Annotated in this window: 17 protein-coding genes; 10 read left to right on the top strand and 7 right to left on the bottom strand. The window is 30.6% G+C overall.

Going from position 1 to position 16,599, the window contains the following annotated elements; all coding sequences use genetic code 11:
* Positions 1-39: 39 nt before the first annotated feature.
* The 3 genes from prfB to CAMP5121_RS03895 are packed head-to-tail and all read left to right on the top strand — an operon-like array spanning position 40 to position 2,685.
* Positions 40-1,140 (top strand): peptide chain release factor 2, encoded by a 1,101-nt coding sequence (gene prfB / locus CAMP5121_RS03905; protein WP_039617474.1) that lies wholly within the window; start codon positions 40-42, stop codon positions 1,138-1,140.
* Positions 1,141-1,159: 19 nt separating this feature from the next.
* Positions 1,160-1,996 carry a universal stress protein gene (locus CAMP5121_RS03900; RefSeq protein WP_263663611.1) on the top strand — a complete coding sequence of 279 codons (837 nt, stop codon included), beginning with the start codon at positions 1,160-1,162 and terminating at the stop codon, positions 1,994-1,996.
* A complete protein-coding gene (locus tag CAMP5121_RS03895) occupies positions 1,996-2,685 on the top strand; it encodes an ion channel (protein WP_263682620.1) in 690 nt (229 codons plus the stop codon). The genes CAMP5121_RS03900 and CAMP5121_RS03895 overlap by 1 nt, the downstream gene beginning before the upstream one ends.
* A gap of 12 nt (positions 2,686-2,697) precedes the next feature.
* On the opposite strand, the gene CAMP5121_RS03890 is transcribed toward CAMP5121_RS03895, so the two are convergent.
* Both CAMP5121_RS03890 and CAMP5121_RS03885 read right to left on the bottom strand, forming a co-directional pair.
* Positions 2,698-3,300, bottom strand: coding sequence for a BspA family leucine-rich repeat surface protein (locus CAMP5121_RS03890; RefSeq protein WP_263682622.1), 603 nt, complete (start codon positions 3,298-3,300; stop codon positions 2,698-2,700).
* Positions 3,301-3,426: 126 nt separating this feature from the next.
* Complete coding sequence (locus CAMP5121_RS03885; RefSeq protein ID WP_337214844.1) at positions 3,427-4,464, bottom strand: YeiH family protein; 1,038 nt, start codon at positions 4,462-4,464, stop codon at positions 3,427-3,429.
* 104 nt (positions 4,465-4,568) lie between these two features.
* On the opposite strand from CAMP5121_RS03885, the gene CAMP5121_RS03880 reads away from it, so the two are divergent.
* Positions 4,569-5,432, top strand: a complete 864-nt coding sequence (locus CAMP5121_RS03880) for a LysR family transcriptional regulator (RefSeq protein WP_337214843.1) — start codon at positions 4,569-4,571, stop codon at positions 5,430-5,432.
* Here CAMP5121_RS03880 and murD read toward each other — a convergent pair.
* Together murD and mraY are read right to left on the bottom strand one after the other, a co-directional pair.
* Positions 5,424-6,623, bottom strand: coding sequence for a UDP-N-acetylmuramoyl-L-alanine--D-glutamate ligase (gene murD, locus CAMP5121_RS03875; RefSeq protein WP_337214842.1), 1,200 nt, complete (start codon positions 6,621-6,623; stop codon positions 5,424-5,426). The genes CAMP5121_RS03880 and murD overlap by 9 nt on opposite strands.
* Positions 6,623-7,681 (bottom strand): phospho-N-acetylmuramoyl-pentapeptide-transferase, encoded by a 1,059-nt coding sequence (gene mraY / locus CAMP5121_RS03870; RefSeq protein ID WP_337214841.1) that lies wholly within the window; start codon positions 7,679-7,681, stop codon positions 6,623-6,625. Before mraY ends, murD begins: the two co-directional genes overlap by 1 nt.
* Positions 7,682-7,759: 78 nt before the next feature.
* Here mraY and gpmI point away from each other — a divergent pair, with 78 nt between their 5' ends.
* On the top strand, positions 7,760-9,238 hold the full coding sequence (gpmI, locus tag CAMP5121_RS03865) for a 2,3-bisphosphoglycerate-independent phosphoglycerate mutase (RefSeq protein ID WP_337214840.1): 1,479 nt from the start codon (positions 7,760-7,762) through the stop codon (positions 9,236-9,238).
* A gap of 14 nt (positions 9,239-9,252) precedes the next feature.
* Positions 9,253-9,996 carry a 3-oxoacyl-ACP reductase FabG gene (gene fabG / locus CAMP5121_RS03860; RefSeq protein ID WP_214114351.1) on the top strand — a complete coding sequence of 248 codons (744 nt, stop codon included), beginning with the start codon at positions 9,253-9,255 and terminating at the stop codon, positions 9,994-9,996.
* An 8-nt stretch (positions 9,997-10,004) separates the two neighbouring features.
* Here fabG and acpS read toward each other — a convergent pair whose 3' ends face one another.
* The 3 genes from acpS to CAMP5121_RS03845 form a co-directional block, all read right to left on the bottom strand.
* The gene (gene acpS / locus CAMP5121_RS03855; RefSeq protein ID WP_263688290.1) at positions 10,005-10,361 is read right to left on the bottom strand and encodes a holo-ACP synthase; all 357 of its coding nucleotides are present in this window, start codon (positions 10,359-10,361) and stop codon (positions 10,005-10,007) included.
* Positions 10,361-10,906: a flagellar basal body-associated protein FliL gene (gene fliL / locus CAMP5121_RS03850; RefSeq protein ID WP_442863283.1), complete on the bottom strand. Its 546-nt coding sequence runs from the start codon at positions 10,904-10,906 to the stop codon at positions 10,361-10,363. The genes acpS and fliL overlap by 1 nt, the downstream gene beginning before the upstream one ends.
* Before the next feature lie 64 nt (positions 10,907-10,970).
* On the bottom strand, positions 10,971-11,609 hold the full coding sequence (locus CAMP5121_RS03845; protein WP_257403836.1) for a helix-turn-helix transcriptional regulator: 639 nt from the start codon (positions 11,607-11,609) through the stop codon (positions 10,971-10,973).
* A 244-nt stretch (positions 11,610-11,853) separates the two neighbouring features.
* Between CAMP5121_RS03845 and CAMP5121_RS03840 the strand changes: the two genes are divergently transcribed.
* From CAMP5121_RS03840 to CAMP5121_RS03825, 4 genes are read left to right on the top strand one after another with little or no spacing between them, the layout of a single operon-like run.
* Positions 11,854-13,278 (top strand): catalase, encoded by a 1,425-nt coding sequence (locus tag CAMP5121_RS03840; protein ID WP_337214839.1) that lies wholly within the window; start codon positions 11,854-11,856, stop codon positions 13,276-13,278.
* Between the two features lie 52 nt (positions 13,279-13,330).
* Entirely contained in the window at positions 13,331-13,801 is a 471-nt protein-coding gene (locus CAMP5121_RS03835; protein WP_263658635.1) for an ankyrin repeat domain-containing protein, read from the top strand.
* A 60-nt stretch (positions 13,802-13,861) separates the two neighbouring features.
* Positions 13,862-15,265 carry an argininosuccinate lyase gene (gene argH / locus CAMP5121_RS03830; RefSeq protein WP_337214838.1) on the top strand — a complete coding sequence of 468 codons (1,404 nt, stop codon included), beginning with the start codon at positions 13,862-13,864 and terminating at the stop codon, positions 15,263-15,265.
* On the top strand, positions 15,265-16,596 hold the full coding sequence (locus CAMP5121_RS03825) for an anaerobic C4-dicarboxylate transporter family protein (RefSeq protein WP_337214837.1): 1,332 nt from the start codon (positions 15,265-15,267) through the stop codon (positions 16,594-16,596). The genes argH and CAMP5121_RS03825 overlap by 1 nt, the downstream gene beginning before the upstream one ends.
* Positions 16,597-16,599 lie beyond the last annotated feature (3 nt).

The raw sequence follows: 16,599 nt of genomic DNA, 5'->3' as shown, positions 1-16,599 counted from the left end.
TAAGATTAAATTATATCAAAAATTAGAAAGAAAATTTTTATGGATAATTACGAATACAGCGAACTTTTAAAAAAATTAAAAAACAAAGTTGGAAATATCGCTTCTATCATTAAACCTGAAGAGATAAAAGCAAGATTAAAAGAAATAGAAAATTTAGAAAATTCTCCTTCTTTTTGGAGTGATGTAAAACAAGCAGGCGTTATAGGTAAAGAAAAAACTAAAATTTCAAATTTACTTAAAAATTATGAAAATGCAAATAATGCTTTAAATGATGCAAGTGAGCTTTTTGATCTTGCTAATAGTGAAAATGACTTAGATACTATAGAAGCTTTATTTGAAGATGCAAATAAGCTAGAAGATCTTATCGTAAATCTTGAAATTTCTATGCTTTTAAGCGGGGAAAATGATGGTAAAAACGCCATAGTTTCCATTCATCCAGGAGCAGGTGGAACGGAGAGTAATGACTGGGCTAGCATGCTTTATAGGATGTATTTGAGATTTTGCGAAAGAGAAGGTTTTAAAGTAGAAACACTTGACTTTCAAGAAGGCGAAGAAGCAGGACTTAAAGATGTTAGCTTTTTAGTAAAAGGTGAAAATGCTTATGGGTATTTAAAAGCTGAAAATGGCATTCATCGTTTAGTAAGAACTTCTCCATTTGATAGTGCGGGGCGTCGTCATACGAGTTTTTCTAGTGTGATGGTTTCGCCTGAACTTGATGATGATATAGAAATAGAAATTGAAGAAAAAGATATAAGGATTGATTATTATAGAGCAAGCGGGGCAGGTGGACAGCATGTTAATAAAACTGAATCAGCGGTGCGTATAACTCATATGCCAAGTGGTATAGTAGTGCAATGTCAAAACGATAGAAGCCAACACAAAAACAAAGCCACAGCCTTTAAAATGCTAAAATCACGCCTTTATGAGCTTGAGCTTATGAAACAACAAGATGAAGCAAATTCAAGCGAAAAAAGTGAGATAGGTTGGGGGCATCAAATCCGCTCTTATGTGCTTTTTCCTTATCAACAAGTTAAAGATACACGCTCAAATGAAGCTTTTTCGCAGGTTGATAATATCTTAGATGGGGATATTAAAAAAATCATAGAAGGTGTTTTAATAGCGCAAAAAGCACAAGATTAATACTACAAAAGGATATTAAATGGAAAAAATTCTAGTTTGTGTAGATGTTTTAGAGCCTTGTAGGGAAAGTTTGCATTATGGAGTGTATTTAGCTAAAAAGCTAGATTTACCTTTAATGTTTTTATATACTATAGAACCAAATTTTACTAATGCTGAATTAGCTTGTAGTTTTGGCATAGGTGCTAGTGGGTGTGTGATTGAAGATTTAGTAGAAGAGCAAAGCCAAAAAAATGAAAATCTTTGCAAAAAAGGGCAAAGAATTTTAGAAGAATTTTGCACTTATGCAAAAGAACAAGGCGTAAAAGAATGCTTTAGTGTACAAAGAGATGGAGATTTGGAAGAAGTTTTAAAAGAATATAATGATCAAATAAGATTAGCTATAGCAGGTTTAAAAGGCGGTGGTAAGAAAAATAAAATAGGCATTCATACAGAAGAATTAGTAAGAGCTTTAAATGTGCCTATTTTGCTTGTAAATTCTGCTTTTAAAGAGATTAAAAGTGTGATGATGGCTTATGATGGGAGTAATTTGGCTAAAAAGGCTATAGAACAAGCCATTAAAAGACCTATTTTTAAAGAAGCAAAACGTTATGTGGTAAATGTATCTAAAGATGAAAAAGCTTCTTATGAGTTATTAACTCAAGTAAGTCAAATTTTTAAAGAAGCAAATTTAAATGTGCAAACTCAGCATTTAAATGGAGAGATTACTCAGGCTTTATTTGATTTTGGTGAGCAAAATGATATAGATTTATTGATTATGGGAGCTTATTCACATCACTGGTTAAAAAGTATTTTATTTGGTAGTTTGACAAATGATATTTTAACTAAGGCTAAAAAACCTTTATTGCTGATTCGCTAATGTTGCACCATAGACTTTTAAATCATTATATTAGCATTTATCACAAAAGTACCAAACAATTTCTTTTTGTTTGGACTTTGCTTGCTATGGTGCCTTTGTTTTGTAGTTTTTTATTTGATGAACTTGCTATTTATGCAACAGGTAAAATTACTTCTGAAATTTTATTTTTAATTTTAAATATTATTCCTATTATGGTGGCTGTGGCATTGATGGTTTTTTTGCTTATTAGTATTTGGGCTGCTTTTAGTGGAAAGATTAATATTAAAGAAAAATTTTTTATTATTTTATATGCATATGTTTTGATATGGTTTGCGTATGGAAATTTGTATTATTTTTCTTGTGATGTAGATAATTACAATAGAATGTTAATTGCTACTCAAAAAAATGAAAATCTAGATATTGCGGATTTACAAGAAAAAGTTATAGAAGTGCAGTTTCAAACACCTATAAGAGGAATTCATAATTTTTGGTCTTTAAATGATGAGTTAAAACCTCAAATTCAAAATAGAATAAAAGGTTTGGTTGATTGTTATTATTTTAGCGGAGTTACTATGCTAACGATAGGCTTTGGTGATGTAACACCGGTTAGTTCTTTGCTAAGATTATTTAGCGTATTTCAAGGATTTTTAGGGCAAGTTATTGTTGTGATTGCTATGGGACTTTGGATTAATCAAGTAGGTAAGCAATAGCTTACCTTGTGATTAATGTTTTATAGCATATTTATTTTGTATTTCTTCATGTCCTAGTATTTTTTGGATATTGCAATTTTTATCAATATCTAATTTTTTAACATCATAGTGAAAATTAGTACAATTGTGCAATAAAAATGCCATTGTTTTAGCATTATGTACATCCCATCTTGACAAATCTTGATCAAATTGTTTGCAATTTTCAAACATATGTGCCATTGTAATGGCATTATGCACATCCCAATTTTCTACTTTATGGTTGAATTTAAGACAATTACAAAACATATATTTAGTATCTTTTACATTTGACATATTCCAAGAAGATAAGTCTTGATCAAAAGATTCACAATCAAAAAACATTCCTTCCATGTTTTCAACATTTTTAACATTCCATTTAGAAATATCATGATTAAAGCTTTTGCAGCAATAAAACATATAAGACATATCTTTAACATTTGACACATCCCATTTTTCTATACCATCAAAGTTAGTTCTAGTGGAATAATAGAATAAATAAGACATATCCGTAATTAAGCTTACATCGATTTCATCTAAGGCAATAAGCTCTTCTCTAACAAGAGCAACTAATTCACATTTAGTTTTAGGCGTAAACATGTTAGCTCCTTTTTGGATGTTTATTACAATATAATTATAATATTATTTAAATATAAAGTAGAAAAAATAAATATTAAATTAATAAAAAAGTATAAAATACTATAATATGTTTCATAATGAAACATATTATAAATTTAATAGGAAAATTAAGCTAATTGATATAAAGATTAACCATATAAAAAGCAACAATGCTATTAAAAATGGTTTAAAACCTGCATTTTTTAAAACATTTTTATGGATATTTACTCCCAAAGCTACCATAGCCATAGAAAGCAAAAGTGTATCTATAGTTTGTATGCTTGGTTTTATATAATTAAGTGCAAAATCTGTATTTAATATTTCAAGTGAGCTAATACCACAAGCAAATAAAAACCACAAAGCAAAATAAGGAATATTTGCTTTAATGGAAATTTTTTCATTATTTTTGCTTAGAAATTTCAATGAAAAAAGACTTAAAAAAATCAAAAAAGGTACTAGCATTAAAACACGCATCATTTTTTCTATGACAGCACCATCTCCTGCTTGCACAGCTTCACCTGCTGCAACAGCATGTGCAACTTCATGCAAGCTTGCTCCCATGAAATACCCCATTTGCTTTAAACTAAAAAAATCAAACCAGCCTAAATTCCAAGCCAAAGGATATAAAAACATCCCCAAAGTTCCAAACACAACCACAGTGCAAACTGCCACGCCAACTTTAGCAGAGCCACCTTTAACAATGCTTTCACTAGCCATCACAGCAGCTGCTCCACAAATGCTTGAGCCACTACTTATAAGTATGCTTTCTTTAAGATCAAGTTTAAATAATTTTCCCAGTAAAAGTCCCATAAAAAAGGTAAAAAACACCACTAAAAATGCTAATAAAATTCCGTTTAATCCAACTTTTTCTAAATCATTAAAAGTAATTCTAAAACCATAGAGTATAATCCCAAGTCTTAAAATTTCTTTTGTTGCTATGCCTAAAACTCCTGATTTTTTGAGTAAATTTGCATTTTGATGTGCTAAATTTCCTATTAAAGCTCCCAAAATCACAGCTACGATTAAAGCTGAAATTCCAAGATTTTTAAAAAAATTAAGCTCAGAAATAGCAAAAGCACAAAAAGCAAGAGTAAAAAGCAGTAAAAAAGCTTCAAATTTTCTATGTTTATATATATTTTTATGCATGAATTTTCCTTTTTTGTTTTTTGTAATATTAATGATTTTTTTATGATAAGTAAAATTAATTTTATTTGATATAATGATTAAAAATATTTATCAAAAGAGTACTTATGACTTTTAAACAAATAAAATATTTTCAAGCCTTGTGTAGAAATTTAAACTTAAGAGCTTGTGCTAAAGAATTAAATATAACCCAATCTGCTTTGTCTTTAGCTATATTTGAACTTGAAAAAAGTTTAAACACCAAGCTTTTTGATAGAAATGCTAAATTTTTAAGCTTAAATGAAAAAGGAAAGGTTTTTTTAAAACAAATCACTCCTTTAATTTTAGAATTTGAGCGCATAGAAAAAGCAATGCAAGATGATCAAAGCTATGAAATAAGTATGAAAGTGAGTCAAAATGTAGGCACTTATTTACTAGGATCTTTTTTAGATCAAAAGGCAGAAAATATCAAGTTAAATTTGTCCTTGGATAATAGCCAAAATATCATCAAAGATATTTTAGATAAAGAAATCGATATAGGTTTGATTGAAGGGATTTGCAAAGATAAGGATATAAAAAAGATTAAAATTTGTGATGATGAGCTTATTGTGGTGAGTAAAAATGACTTTAAAAAAGAATTTTTCATAGATGAATTAAAGGATTTTAAATGGTTAAGTCGTGAGCAAGGTTCAGGTGCAAAAGAAGTATTTTTAAATGCTTTGCCTAAAGATGTAAGACTTAATTTAGTTTATGAGTTAAACTCAACTGCTATGATAAAAGAGTTAGTTAAAAAAGGTGATTTTTTAGCAGTTTTACCTAAATTTAGCGTTAAAGAAGAGCTTGAAGCCAAAAGCTTATTTGAAGTGAGATTAAAAAATTTTAAAATTTCAAGAGAGCTTTGCTTGATTTATCATAAAAATAAAGAGCCAAGCAAGAAATTTATAAATTTATGTGAGTTTTTAAAACTTTGCATTCAAAAAGATTTAGTTTAGCTCTTGAATGCATTTTTTAAAAAGCTCCCCTCTTTCTTCATAGGATTTAAACTGATCTAAGCTCGCACAAGCAGGGCTTAGCAGGGCTACTTCATCATTAGTTAAGTTTTGATTGATTTTTTCTACTGCTTTAGGTAAAAACTCGCAAAAATGTGCTTTTAAATTAGCATTTTTAGCGTATTCAAGCATTTTATTAGTGCTTTTTCCTATGGCATAAAGCTCTATATTAAGCTCTTTCATAAAAGCAAATAAAGCACTTAAATCCACTCCCTTATCATCCCCACCTATGATAAGATGAATTTTTTTATCCTTATAGCGTTTAAGAGCAGCTAAACTAGCATCCAGATTAGTCGCTTTAGTATCATTTACCCAAAGTCTATTTTTATGATCAAATATTTCTTCAAGTTTATTTTTTTCTATTTTAAACTCGTTTAAAAGCTCATAAGAACAACGATCTAGTATGATTTTTTCTATACTTAAGGCAATAAGTGCATCAAGTAAAAATGGGGTTTTAAAATGAATTTTTTCTAAGTCAATTTGCATTTTTTTAGCTAAATCTTGCTCATCTTCATAGCTTATAATATAAGCATGGGTTGGATAAGCTTCATATTTTTTAGGTAAAATTACCACATCATTTTCATTCATTCTTTCAAGCACGCTAAGCTTTGCTTGTTCATAATTTTCAAAGCTTTTGTGCCAAGAAAGATGATCAGGTGTGATAGGTAAAAGTGCATAAATTTCAGGTTTAGCTATTTTGGTGTAAAAAAGTGAAAAAGATGAACTTTCTAAAATCCATAATTTAGCATTAGCATCCATTTGTGCTAAAGGAGTTCCTATGTTTGCTCCCATTTGCGCATTGATGTGTTTTAAAAGATGGTGTGTCATTTGAGTGGTGGTGGTTTTGCCATTTGTTCCACTTATCCAAACGCTTTTTGGCATGCCATCATAAAAAAAATCATACTCGCTGCTTAAATTTCTTGCTTGCTGTATGAGAGAATGATCACTTGGAAAACCAGGGCTTGGAATTTCTAAGTCACTTTTTAAAGGATCAAATTCACAAGGTGGTAAAAGTGTATTGTTAAATTCATCCTTACTTATACTTGTAAAATGATCATCATAAATATCACAATTTCCAAAACGCTGTACAAAAGCTTTAGTTGTTTTTCCGTATCCAAAAAGTGAAATTTTCATTATCTTAACTTTATACTAATTAATGCAATGATATTTGAAAGTAAGGCTATCATCCAAAAACGCACGATGATTTTATTTTCCACCCAACCTATTTTTTCAAAATGATGATGAATGGGTGCCATTTTAAAAACTCTTTTATTAAAGATTTTAAAACTTCCTACTTGTAAAATCACTGAAATAGTTTCTAAAACAAATACAAAACCTATAAGCAAAAGTAAAATTTCATTTTTACTTACTATACCAAGATAACCTAAAAAAGCTCCTATACTTAAACTCCCACTATCTCCCATAAAAACTTGCGCAGGATAGCAGTTATACCACAAAAATCCCATAAGCGCACCAACTAAAGCCGCGCTTATTACCACAAGTTCTCCTAGGCCTTGAATTTTAGGTAAAAATAAATAAGAGCTATAAATAGCATTTCCGCTTAAATACAAAAAAGCACCAAGGCTTAAAAGAGAAAATATAGAAGGCACAGTTGCAAGCCCATCAAGTCCATCGGTTAAATTCACAGCATTAGAGCTTGATACAATAACTAAAATCCATAAAAACAACATAAACATACCACCATCAAAAATAGCATGCTTGTAAAAAGGTAAATAAAATTCAGTATTTATATCAAATAAATACAATAAACCAACACAGATAAAAGCAGCGCTAAATTGTCCTAGAAGTTTCATTTTTGGGCTTAGCCCTGCATGATTGTCTTTTTTTAAAATTTTCCCTAAATCATCCACTAAACCTATAGTGCAAAATAATACCAAACATAATAATCCAACAATTACAAAACTATTATTTAAATCAGCACTTAAAACACTTGCTATGATAGTAGCAAAGATAAAAACAAGCCCACCCATAGTAGGGGTGTGAGATTTAGCTTGGTGTGATTGTGGAGCGTATTCATAAATAGGTTGATTTGCTTTTTTATTTTGAGCCCATTTGATAAATTTTGGCATTAAATACAAACTCAAAAATAAAGCGATAAAAAATGCAAAACCAGCACGCACGCTAATATAAGAAAAAAACATATAATTTGTATATTCTGTAAGATAAAGCAAAATTTTAACCTTGTATTTGTTTTTTAAAAGCATAATTTTAGTAAAATCACATAAATAAATTATAAAAAAGAGTAAAAAATGAGTCAAAAATGTATTTTGATAATCACAGATGGTATAGGACATAATACAAATTCAAACTATAATGCTTTTTTTCATGCTAAAAAGCCAACTTATGATAAGCTTTTTGAAAATACCCCTAATGTTTTGATAAAAACAAGCGGTTTAGCAGTTGGCCTACCTGAAGGTCAAATGGGTAATAGCGAAGTAGGGCATATGTGTATAGGTAGTGGACGCATAATCTATCAAAATTTAGTTAAGATAAATAAAGCCATAGAAAATGATACTTTAAAAGATAATAAGGCTTTAAAAGAGTTATTACAAAAATGCAAAAGAGTGCATATTATAGGGCTTTATAGTGATGGTGGGGTGCATTCTATGCATACACATTTTAATGCGCTTTTAAAAATTTGTAAGCAAGAAAATAAAGAAGTTTTTGCGCATGCAATTAGTGATGGTAGGGATTGTCCTCCAAATTCAGGTTTAGAATTTATAAAATCTTTACAGGAATTTTGCGAAAAAGAAGGGATTAATTTTGCTTCTTTATCGGGAAGATTTTATGCTATGGATAGAGATAAGCGCTATGATAGGGTTAAGTCTTATTATGATGCTTTATTTGCTAAGGCACAAAAGTGTGATGATTTTGTGCAATTTATACAAAAAAGCTATGATGAAAATATTACAGATGAGTTTTTAACCCCAGTTATTAGTCAAAACTTTGATGGAATTAAGGCTGAAGATGGTGTGATTTTTATCAATTTTAGAAATGATAGAATGCGTCAATTCGTTGCTTCTTTAACCCAAGAAAGTTTTAATGAATTTCCAAAAGAAGTACTTGTAAAAAATGCTATTACTATGAGTTTGTATGATGAGAGTTTTAAACTGCCTGTGATGTTTGAAAAAGAAGAATTAAATAATACCTTAGCTTCTGTGATAGCTAATGCAAATTTAAGCCAACTTCACACAGCTGAGACAGAAAAATACGCTCATGTAACCTTTTTCTTTAATGGGGGAAAAGAAGAATTAGAATGCAATGAAACAAGAGTTTTAATCCCAAGTCCTAAAGTAAAAACATACGATGAAAAACCTCAAATGAGTGCTAAAGAAGTCGCAGATGAAGTGCTTAAGGGTATAGAAAATGGTATGGATTTTATCGTAGTAAATTTTGCAAATGGTGATATGGTAGGACATACGGGTGATTTTGAAGCTGCAGTTAGTGCGGTTGAATGTGTGGATGAGTGTTTGGGTAGGGTTATTGCTAAAGCAAGAGAGCATGATTATGCTTTTATTATTACTTCAGATCATGGAAATTGTGAAGCGATGAGGGATGAAAAAGAAAATATGCTCACTAATCACACAACCTTTGATGTTTTTGCTTTTGTAGAAGCTAAAGGAGTAGAAAAACTTAAAGAAGGCATGGGACTTAGTAATATAGCACCAAGCGTGCTTAAAATTTTAAACTTACCTATCCCAAAAGAAATGGATGAGGCTTTATTTTAATTTAAAGGAGAACAATGAAATTTAGTGGAAAAAATGTTTTAATAACAGGTGCAAGTAAAGGTATAGGTGCAGCAATAGCTAAAGAATTAGCAAGTTATGGCTTAAAAGTTTGGATTAATTATAGAAGTAAGCCTGAACTTGCTGATGCACTAAAAGAAGAGATAGAAAAAAGTGGTGGCACTGCAGCTGTGATTAAATTTGATGCAAGTGTTGAAGAAGAATTTACAAGCGCTATTGCAACTATAGTAGAAAGTGATGGTGAGCTTAGTTATTTAGTTAATAATGCAGGTATTACCAATGATAAATTAGCACTTAGAATGAGCATGGATGATTTTTCTTCAGTGATTAATGCTAATTTAAATTCAAGCTTTTTAGGTTGTAGAGAGGCGTTAAAAACTATGAGTAAAAAGCGTTTTGGCGCGGTTGTAAATATCGCTTCTATAGTTGGAGAAATGGGAAATGCAGGCCAAACTAATTATAGTGCTAGTAAAGGCGGTATGATAGCATTAACAAAATCTTTTGCTAAAGAAGGTGCAGCAAGAAATATAAGATATAACTGCATTACCCCAGGTTTCATAAAAAGTGATATGACTGAAGTTTTAAGTGATGAAATAAAACAAAATTATATTAATAATATCCCTTTAAAGCGTTTTGCAGATGCAAGCGAGGTAGCTCAAGCTGTGGCGTTTTTATTAAGCGATCATTCTTCTTATATCACAGGAGAAATTTTAAAAGTCAACGGTGGACTTTATATGTAAGCAAGGTTTTAACCTTGCTTAGTTTCTATAGCTACTACTGCTATAGCAAAACCCCCATCATGTGCTACGCTTACACTTGCTGATTTGATTTTAAATTCTTGCATGACTTTTTGAGAAAAACTAATATGTGGGGCATTTTTATCATCTTTAGAGATGATGATGTCAAAAAAAGAACATTCTTTAGAAATTCCAACCCCCAAAGCCTTAGAAGCAGCTTCTTTAATAGCCCAAAATCCTGCTAGAGTGTTGGTATTTTTTATATAACTTTGCTCTTGCTTGGATAAAAATTTATCCAAGAAAAGCGTTTTATGTCTTTCATAAATTTTTTCTATGCGAGAGCATACAACTATGTCACAGCCTATCATTAAGATACTACAAAGTCAGTAAAATAAATATTTTTGATAAAACCATCAGTTAAAACCTCATTGATTTTACCAGTTAATTCATCTTTTAATCTTTCTTTGCCTTTTGTGGTGCTTACTTCTTCAAAGGTTTTTGAAGTTAAAGTTCTAATGATAATATCTCTAATAATAGCAACTTTTTTATCAAGTTCTGGGGTTAGGGTTTCAACATTTTGTTCAAGTTGAATGGTGCATTTTACATATCTTGATCCACCATCACTTAATAAATTTAGTGTAAAAGGTGCTAAAGGATACATCACCCCAATATTTGCATAGTCACTCCCTCTAGCTGCTACTGCATTTGTTTTTTTAGGAGCTTGTGCAACTTGTGCGCTTTCTTCAGCTTGCGGAGCAGGATTTTCTTCAGAACCACCGCTAAACATTAAATAAGCAATCGCTCCTACAATCACAAGTAAAAATACAAATAAAAATACAACGATAATAATTACTAAAGTATTGCCACTTTTTTTCTTTGATTCGCCTTGTTCATCCATCATATCATCAGCCATATTTTTCCTTTTATTAAATTTAAAGTGTTATTGTATCAAAAATTACAATTTTTTTAAATTATGATTATTTAATCTTTTGTAAATGTCTATAAACACTAGGCTCAGAAATACCTAAAAGCTCAGCAACCTTAGGAATAACACCTTTTACATTAAACACACCTTTTTCATATAAACTAGCTATCATTTTTTGCTTTTCTTTTGGTTTTAAGCTTTTATTTTTAAAACTTTCTATATCCATACCCGAAATATCTTCGACAATTTCTTCTAAATCAAGTTTAATATATTCTTTGTTTTCTTGCTCAGGGTTTTCATAAGCATTATCATAAATATTTCCAAGATTTAAAATTTCATCAGAGATTTTTTTAAACGCTGAAGTATCATGATTAATACAAAGCAAACCTTCGAGTTTTTCATCTTTTTTAATAAAAAAAGTAGAGCCTGACATTGCTTGTGAGCTTTTAGCTGAAGTTTTATAATGTGTTATGTAATCACGCTCTAAATAGATTTTATTTTTAATCATTTCAATGGCAAAACCAGTTAGAGGTGAGTTTATAGTTCTTTTGCTAATATGGTTATTAGCAATTTCTGCTATATTAGCTCCATCTTCGCTTACATCGTGCAAGACTATTTCATAATTTCTACCCAAGGCTTCTGCAAGAAATTTAACTAATTTAATATAATAAGTTCTTGTTTCTTTATCCATAAGCTCTCCTTTTTTTATTAATTTTGTAGTAAAAATATTTAAAATAAGAATGCTTATTCTTATTTTTTAACAATTTTATTACAAAATAAAAATATTTATGCTTAAAAAAAGATTATTTTTTTAAAAATAAGAATTTTATAATCATTTTTTAAATAATGATAATTTTTATCGTTTAATTTTATTTTAATAATATAGGAATATAATTTATCAAATAATAAAAATTATTATTTAAAAAGGAGACACAATGAAAAAACTAACAAATGATTTTGGAAATATCATAGCTGATAATCAAAATTCTCTAAGTGCAGGTGCTAAAGGTCCACTTTTAATGCAAGATTATATTTTGCTTGAAAAACTTGCTCATCAAAATAGAGAAAGAATTCCAGAAAGAACAGTACATGCAAAAGGAAGTGGTGCTTATGGAGAACTTAAAATTACTAAAGATATTTCTCAATATACTAAAGCAAAAGTTTTACAGCTTGGAGAAAACACGCCTTTATTTATAAGATTTTCAACCGTTGCAGGTGAAGCAGGTGCAGCTGATGCAGAAAGAGATGTAAGGGGTTTTGCGATTAAATTTTATACCAAAGAAGGAAATTGGGATTTAGTAGGTAATAATACTCCGACATTTTTTATAAGAGATGCATATAAATTTCCTGATTTTATCCATACTCAAAAAAGAGATCCAAGAACTCATCTAAGAAGCAATAATGCTGCATGGGATTTTTGGAGCCTTTGTCCTGAAAGCTTACACCAAGTTACTATTTTAATGAGCGATAGGGGAATTCCTGCAAGTTATCGTCATATGCATGGTTTTGGAAGTCACACTTATAGTTTAATTAATGATAAAAATGAAAGATTTTGGGTGAAATTTCATTTTAAAACCAAGCAAGGTATTAAAAATTTAACTAATGAGGAAGCGGCAAATTTAATAGCAAATGATAGAGAAAGTCATCAAAGAGATTTATATGAAGCTATAGAAAAAGGAGATTTTCCAAAATGGACTTTCCAAATTCAAGTTTTAAAAGAAGATGAAGCAGAAAAATTAGGTTTTAATCCTTTTGATTTAACTAAAGTTTGGCCACATAGCATTGTGTCTTTAATAGAAGTAGGTGAATTAGTACTTAATAAAAATGTACAAAATTACTTTAATGAAGTAGAACAAGCTGCATTTAGTCCAAGCAATATCGTTCCTGGTATTGGTTTTAGTCCTGATAAAATGTTGCAAGCTAGAATCTTTTCTTATCCTGATGCACACAGATATCGCATAGGAACAAATTATCATTTATTGCCAGTTAATCGTGCAAAAAGTGAAGTAAATACTTATAATGTAGCAGGAGCTATGAATTTTGACACTTATAAAAATGGCGCAGCTTACTATGAGCCAAATAGTTATGATGATAGTCCAAAAGAAGATAAAAGCTATCTTGAGCCTGACTTAGCACTTGAAGGTAGTGCGCAAAGATATGCTCCACTTGATGATGATTTTTATACTCAACCAAGAGCTTTGTTTGATATAATGAACCAAGATCAAAAAGAGCAGTTATTTAAAAATATAGCAACTTCTATGAGCGGGGTTGATGAAAAAATTATTGCTAGAGCATTAAGTCATTTTGAAAAAATTTCAAGTGAATATGCAAATGGTGTTAAAAAAGCTTTGAAAATGTAATTTTTACTTGCCACTTTAAAAGTGGCAAACTAAAGATTATAAAAGGAAAAATATGTTTAGCAACGAAGAAGAAAAAAGAATTCAAGAACTTTGTACTATGGCTTTTGATTATGCAAGAAAAAATGATTTGCAAAATTTAAAGATTATGATAGAAGCAGGTTTGAGTGTGAATTTAAAAAATCATAAAGGCGATAGTCTTTTAATGCTCGCAAGTTATCATAATGCTTATGAATGTGCTAAGTTTTTACTAGAAAATAATGCTAGGGTAGATGAGAAAAATGACAGAGGACAAACTCCATTAGCAGGGGTGTGTTTTAAAGGATATTTGCCTATGTGTAAGCTTTTGGTAGAATATGGGGCAAATATTGATGAAAACAACGGTCTTGGTATGACACCTTTTACTTTTGCACTAATGTTTGGACATAGAGATATAGTAGAGTTTTTAACAAAGCATTCTAAAAAAAGTTTTCTTAAAAAAATAGCTTTTGCTGTATTAAAAATTTTTAAAAGAAAGAAAAGTTAAACTCTTTGAAAAAATAAAAATTATAAAATTATCCTTTTATTTGTAAATAGAAGGATAAATATGTCACAAAAAGCAGAGAAATTATGGGGTGGACGTTTTGATTTACCTACAAATAAATTAGTTGAAGAATACACTGCTTCATTATTAGTTGAGCCAAGACTTGCTCCTTTTGATATACAAGGAAGTATAATTCATTGCACTATGCTTGCAAAACAAGGCATTATAAAAGAAGATGAAGCAAAAACTATCATCAAGGGTTTAGAACAAGTTAGAGAAGAAATTCAAAATGGAACCTTTGTTTTTGATATAGCTGATGAGGATATTCATATGGCTGTAGAAAAAAGAATGACGCAAATTGTAGGCCCAGTAGGTGGAAAGCTTCACACTGCAAGAAGTAGAAATGATCAAACTACGCTTGATTCAAAAATGCATATGAGAGCCATTATAAAAGAAATTTTAAATCAAATTATTGCTTTGCAAGAAGAGATTATAAATCAAGCTCAAAAAAATATCAAAGCTATTATGCCAGGTTATACACATTTACAAACTGGTCAACCGGTGCTTTTTTCACATTGGATTATGGCATATTTTTGGATGTTAAGTAGGGATTATTCTCGTTTTGAAGATTTATATAAAAGAATGGATGAGTGTCCTTTAGGAGCAGCTGCGCTTGGTGGAACCACATTTAATATAGACAGACATTTTTGTGCCAAAGAACTAGGTTTTGCAAAACCAACAGAAAATAGCATTGATAGCGTTAGTGATAGAGATCATATGGTTGAATTTACTTCTGTGGCTGCAATGTGCTTTATGCACCTTAGTCGTTTTTGTGAAGAGCTTATACTTTTTTCAAGTCAAGATTTTAAATTTATAGAATTAAGTGATGATTTTTGTACCGGCTCAAGCATAATGCCTCAAAAGAAAAATCCTGATGTAGCTGAAAAAATGCGTGGTAAGACAGGTAGAATGTATGGTAATGTTATGGCAATGCTAACTATTATGAAAGGTATTCCACTAGCTTATAATACTGACATGAGTGAAGATAAGGCTCAAGTTTATGATTCTATGGATACTTTAATGGCAAGTTTGAAAATCATAACTCCTATGATAGAAAAAATGCAAGTAAATGCTAATAATACAAGAGCAGCTGCTGCAAAAGGATTTTCAAATGCTACGGATATGGCTGATTATTTAGTAAGAAAAAATATACCATTTAGAGAAGCTCATAGTATAGTTGGTGGGGCTGTGAATTATTGTATTAAACATGGAAAAATGCTTGAAGAACTTAGCATGGAGGAATTTCATCAATTTAATGAAAATATCCAAGAAGATATTTATGAGGCAATTGCTTTAGAAACTTGTATAGACGCAAGAGTATCTTATGGTGGTACAGGAACTAAAGTGGTATTAGAGCAAATTAAACATGCAAAAGAGCTTTTGGAACAATATAAGGCACAAGATTAATGGATATTATTTTTATATTAGAATTTTTCATCATTTTTTCTATGATAGCCATAGGTGGTAGATATGGCGGTATAGGACTTGGGGTTGCAGGTGGGCTTGGTATGTGTATTTTGGTTTTGGTCTTTGGTATGCAACCAGCTTCACTTCCTGTGAGTGTTGTGTTTATTATACTTGCTGTGATTACTTGTGTGAGTGTTTTGCAAAGCGCAGGTGGGCTTGATTTACTAGTAAAAATAGCAGAGAAAATTCTAAAGAAAAAACCTCAAGCTATTGTTTTTATGGGACCTTTGATTAGCTCTGCTTTTACGATTTTTTGCGGTACTACCTATGTGGCTTTTTCTATTTATCCAGTGATTGCTGAAGTGGCAGCTGATGCTAAAATTCGTCCCGAAAGAGCGCTTTCAGTTTCAGTTGTAGCAGCAGGCATTGGTGTTATAGCTTCACCTATGAGTGCAGCTACTGCTGCTATGGTGGCTGTTTTAGCTTTTAGTGGTACAACAATAATGCAAATTCTAATAGTAAGTTTACCAGCCTTTTTTATAGGTGTGTTTCTTGCTTGTTTGAGTGTTTTAAAAAGAGGAAAAGAGCTTGAGCAAGATGAGGAATTTCAAAAAAGAGTAAGAGCGGGAGAATATCATTTTTTAAGTGAAGATTTGCAAAACAAAGACAGCGAGCATGATCCTATGGCTAAAAGGTCTTTGTATATTTTTGCTTTAGGGATTTTAACTATTATTTTCTTTGGAACTTTTACAAATTTATTGCCTCATTATGAGCTTGCAAATGGTAAAATAGAAAGACTTTCTACTCCAAATTTAATCCAAATGATCATGCTTGCAACAGCTTGTTTGATTATGCTTTTTGCTAAAGTTCCTGCTAATAAACTTGGTGAAGCTTCGGTATTTAAATCAGGACTTATAGGCGTTGTAGGGGTTTTTGGTATAGCTTGGATGACAGGAACATTTTTTGAAGCTTATAAGCCTTTATTTAGCGATTCTTTATCGCATATTGTAGAGGATTATCCATATTTATTTGGTGTGGCTTTATTTGCTTTTTCTATGGTGATTTTTTCTCCAGCTGCAACAGTAGCAGCTTTGATGCCTTTGGGTGTGAGTTTGGGAATTCCTCCTCAAATTCTTATCGTGCTTTATCCTTGTGTGAGTGGAGATTTTATAGTCCCAGGAGCTAATCAAATAGCATGTGTGGCTTTTGATAGAACAGGCACAACAAAAATAGGTAAATTTGTGATCAATCACTCTTACTTAAGACCAGGTTTTGCTTTAATCACCGGTGCTGTTGTAAGTGCTTATTTTATATCACAAATAGTTTTTTAGTTA

The sequence above is a fragment of the Campylobacter sp. 2352 PW genome, assembly GCF_024723575.1.
Classification (GTDB): Bacteria; Campylobacterota; Campylobacteria; order Campylobacterales; family Campylobacteraceae; genus Campylobacter_D.
Note: the sequence above shows the minus strand (reverse complement) of the source record. Positions and strands in the feature narration are given on the sequence as shown.

What these genes read in the sequence shown, in the direction of transcription:
- prfB (WP_039617474.1), top strand. Translation starts at nt 40, where the DNA reads ATGGATAATTACGAATACAGCGAACTTTTAAAAAAATTAAAAAACAAA.
- CAMP5121_RS03900 (WP_263663611.1), top strand. Translation starts at nt 1,160, where the DNA reads ATGGAAAAAATTCTAGTTTGTGTAGATGTTTTAGAGCCTTGTAGGGAA.
- CAMP5121_RS03895 (WP_263682620.1), top strand. Translation starts at nt 1,996, where the DNA reads ATGTTGCACCATAGACTTTTAAATCATTATATTAGCATTTATCACAAA.
- CAMP5121_RS03890 (WP_263682622.1), bottom strand. Translation starts at nt 3,300, where the DNA reads ATGTTTACGCCTAAAACTAAATGTGAATTAGTTGCTCTTGTTAGAGAA.
- CAMP5121_RS03885 (WP_337214844.1), bottom strand. Translation starts at nt 4,464, where the DNA reads ATGCATAAAAATATATATAAACATAGAAAATTTGAAGCTTTTTTACTG.
- CAMP5121_RS03880 (WP_337214843.1), top strand. Translation starts at nt 4,569, where the DNA reads ATGACTTTTAAACAAATAAAATATTTTCAAGCCTTGTGTAGAAATTTA.
- murD (WP_337214842.1), bottom strand. Translation starts at nt 6,623, where the DNA reads ATGAAAATTTCACTTTTTGGATACGGAAAAACAACTAAAGCTTTTGTA.
- gpmI (WP_337214840.1), top strand. Translation starts at nt 7,760, where the DNA reads ATGAGTCAAAAATGTATTTTGATAATCACAGATGGTATAGGACATAAT.
- fabG (WP_214114351.1), top strand. Translation starts at nt 9,253, where the DNA reads ATGAAATTTAGTGGAAAAAATGTTTTAATAACAGGTGCAAGTAAAGGT.
- acpS (WP_263688290.1), bottom strand. Translation starts at nt 10,361, where the DNA reads ATGATAGGCTGTGACATAGTTGTATGCTCTCGCATAGAAAAAATTTAT.
- fliL (WP_442863283.1), bottom strand. Translation starts at nt 10,906, where the DNA reads ATGGCTGATGATATGATGGATGAACAAGGCGAATCAAAGAAAAAAAGT.
- CAMP5121_RS03845 (WP_257403836.1), bottom strand. Translation starts at nt 11,609, where the DNA reads ATGGATAAAGAAACAAGAACTTATTATATTAAATTAGTTAAATTTCTT.
- CAMP5121_RS03840 (WP_337214839.1), top strand. Translation starts at nt 11,854, where the DNA reads ATGAAAAAACTAACAAATGATTTTGGAAATATCATAGCTGATAATCAA.
- CAMP5121_RS03835 (WP_263658635.1), top strand. Translation starts at nt 13,331, where the DNA reads ATGTTTAGCAACGAAGAAGAAAAAAGAATTCAAGAACTTTGTACTATG.
- argH (WP_337214838.1), top strand. Translation starts at nt 13,862, where the DNA reads ATGTCACAAAAAGCAGAGAAATTATGGGGTGGACGTTTTGATTTACCT.
- CAMP5121_RS03825 (WP_337214837.1), top strand. Translation starts at nt 15,265, where the DNA reads ATGGATATTATTTTTATATTAGAATTTTTCATCATTTTTTCTATGATA.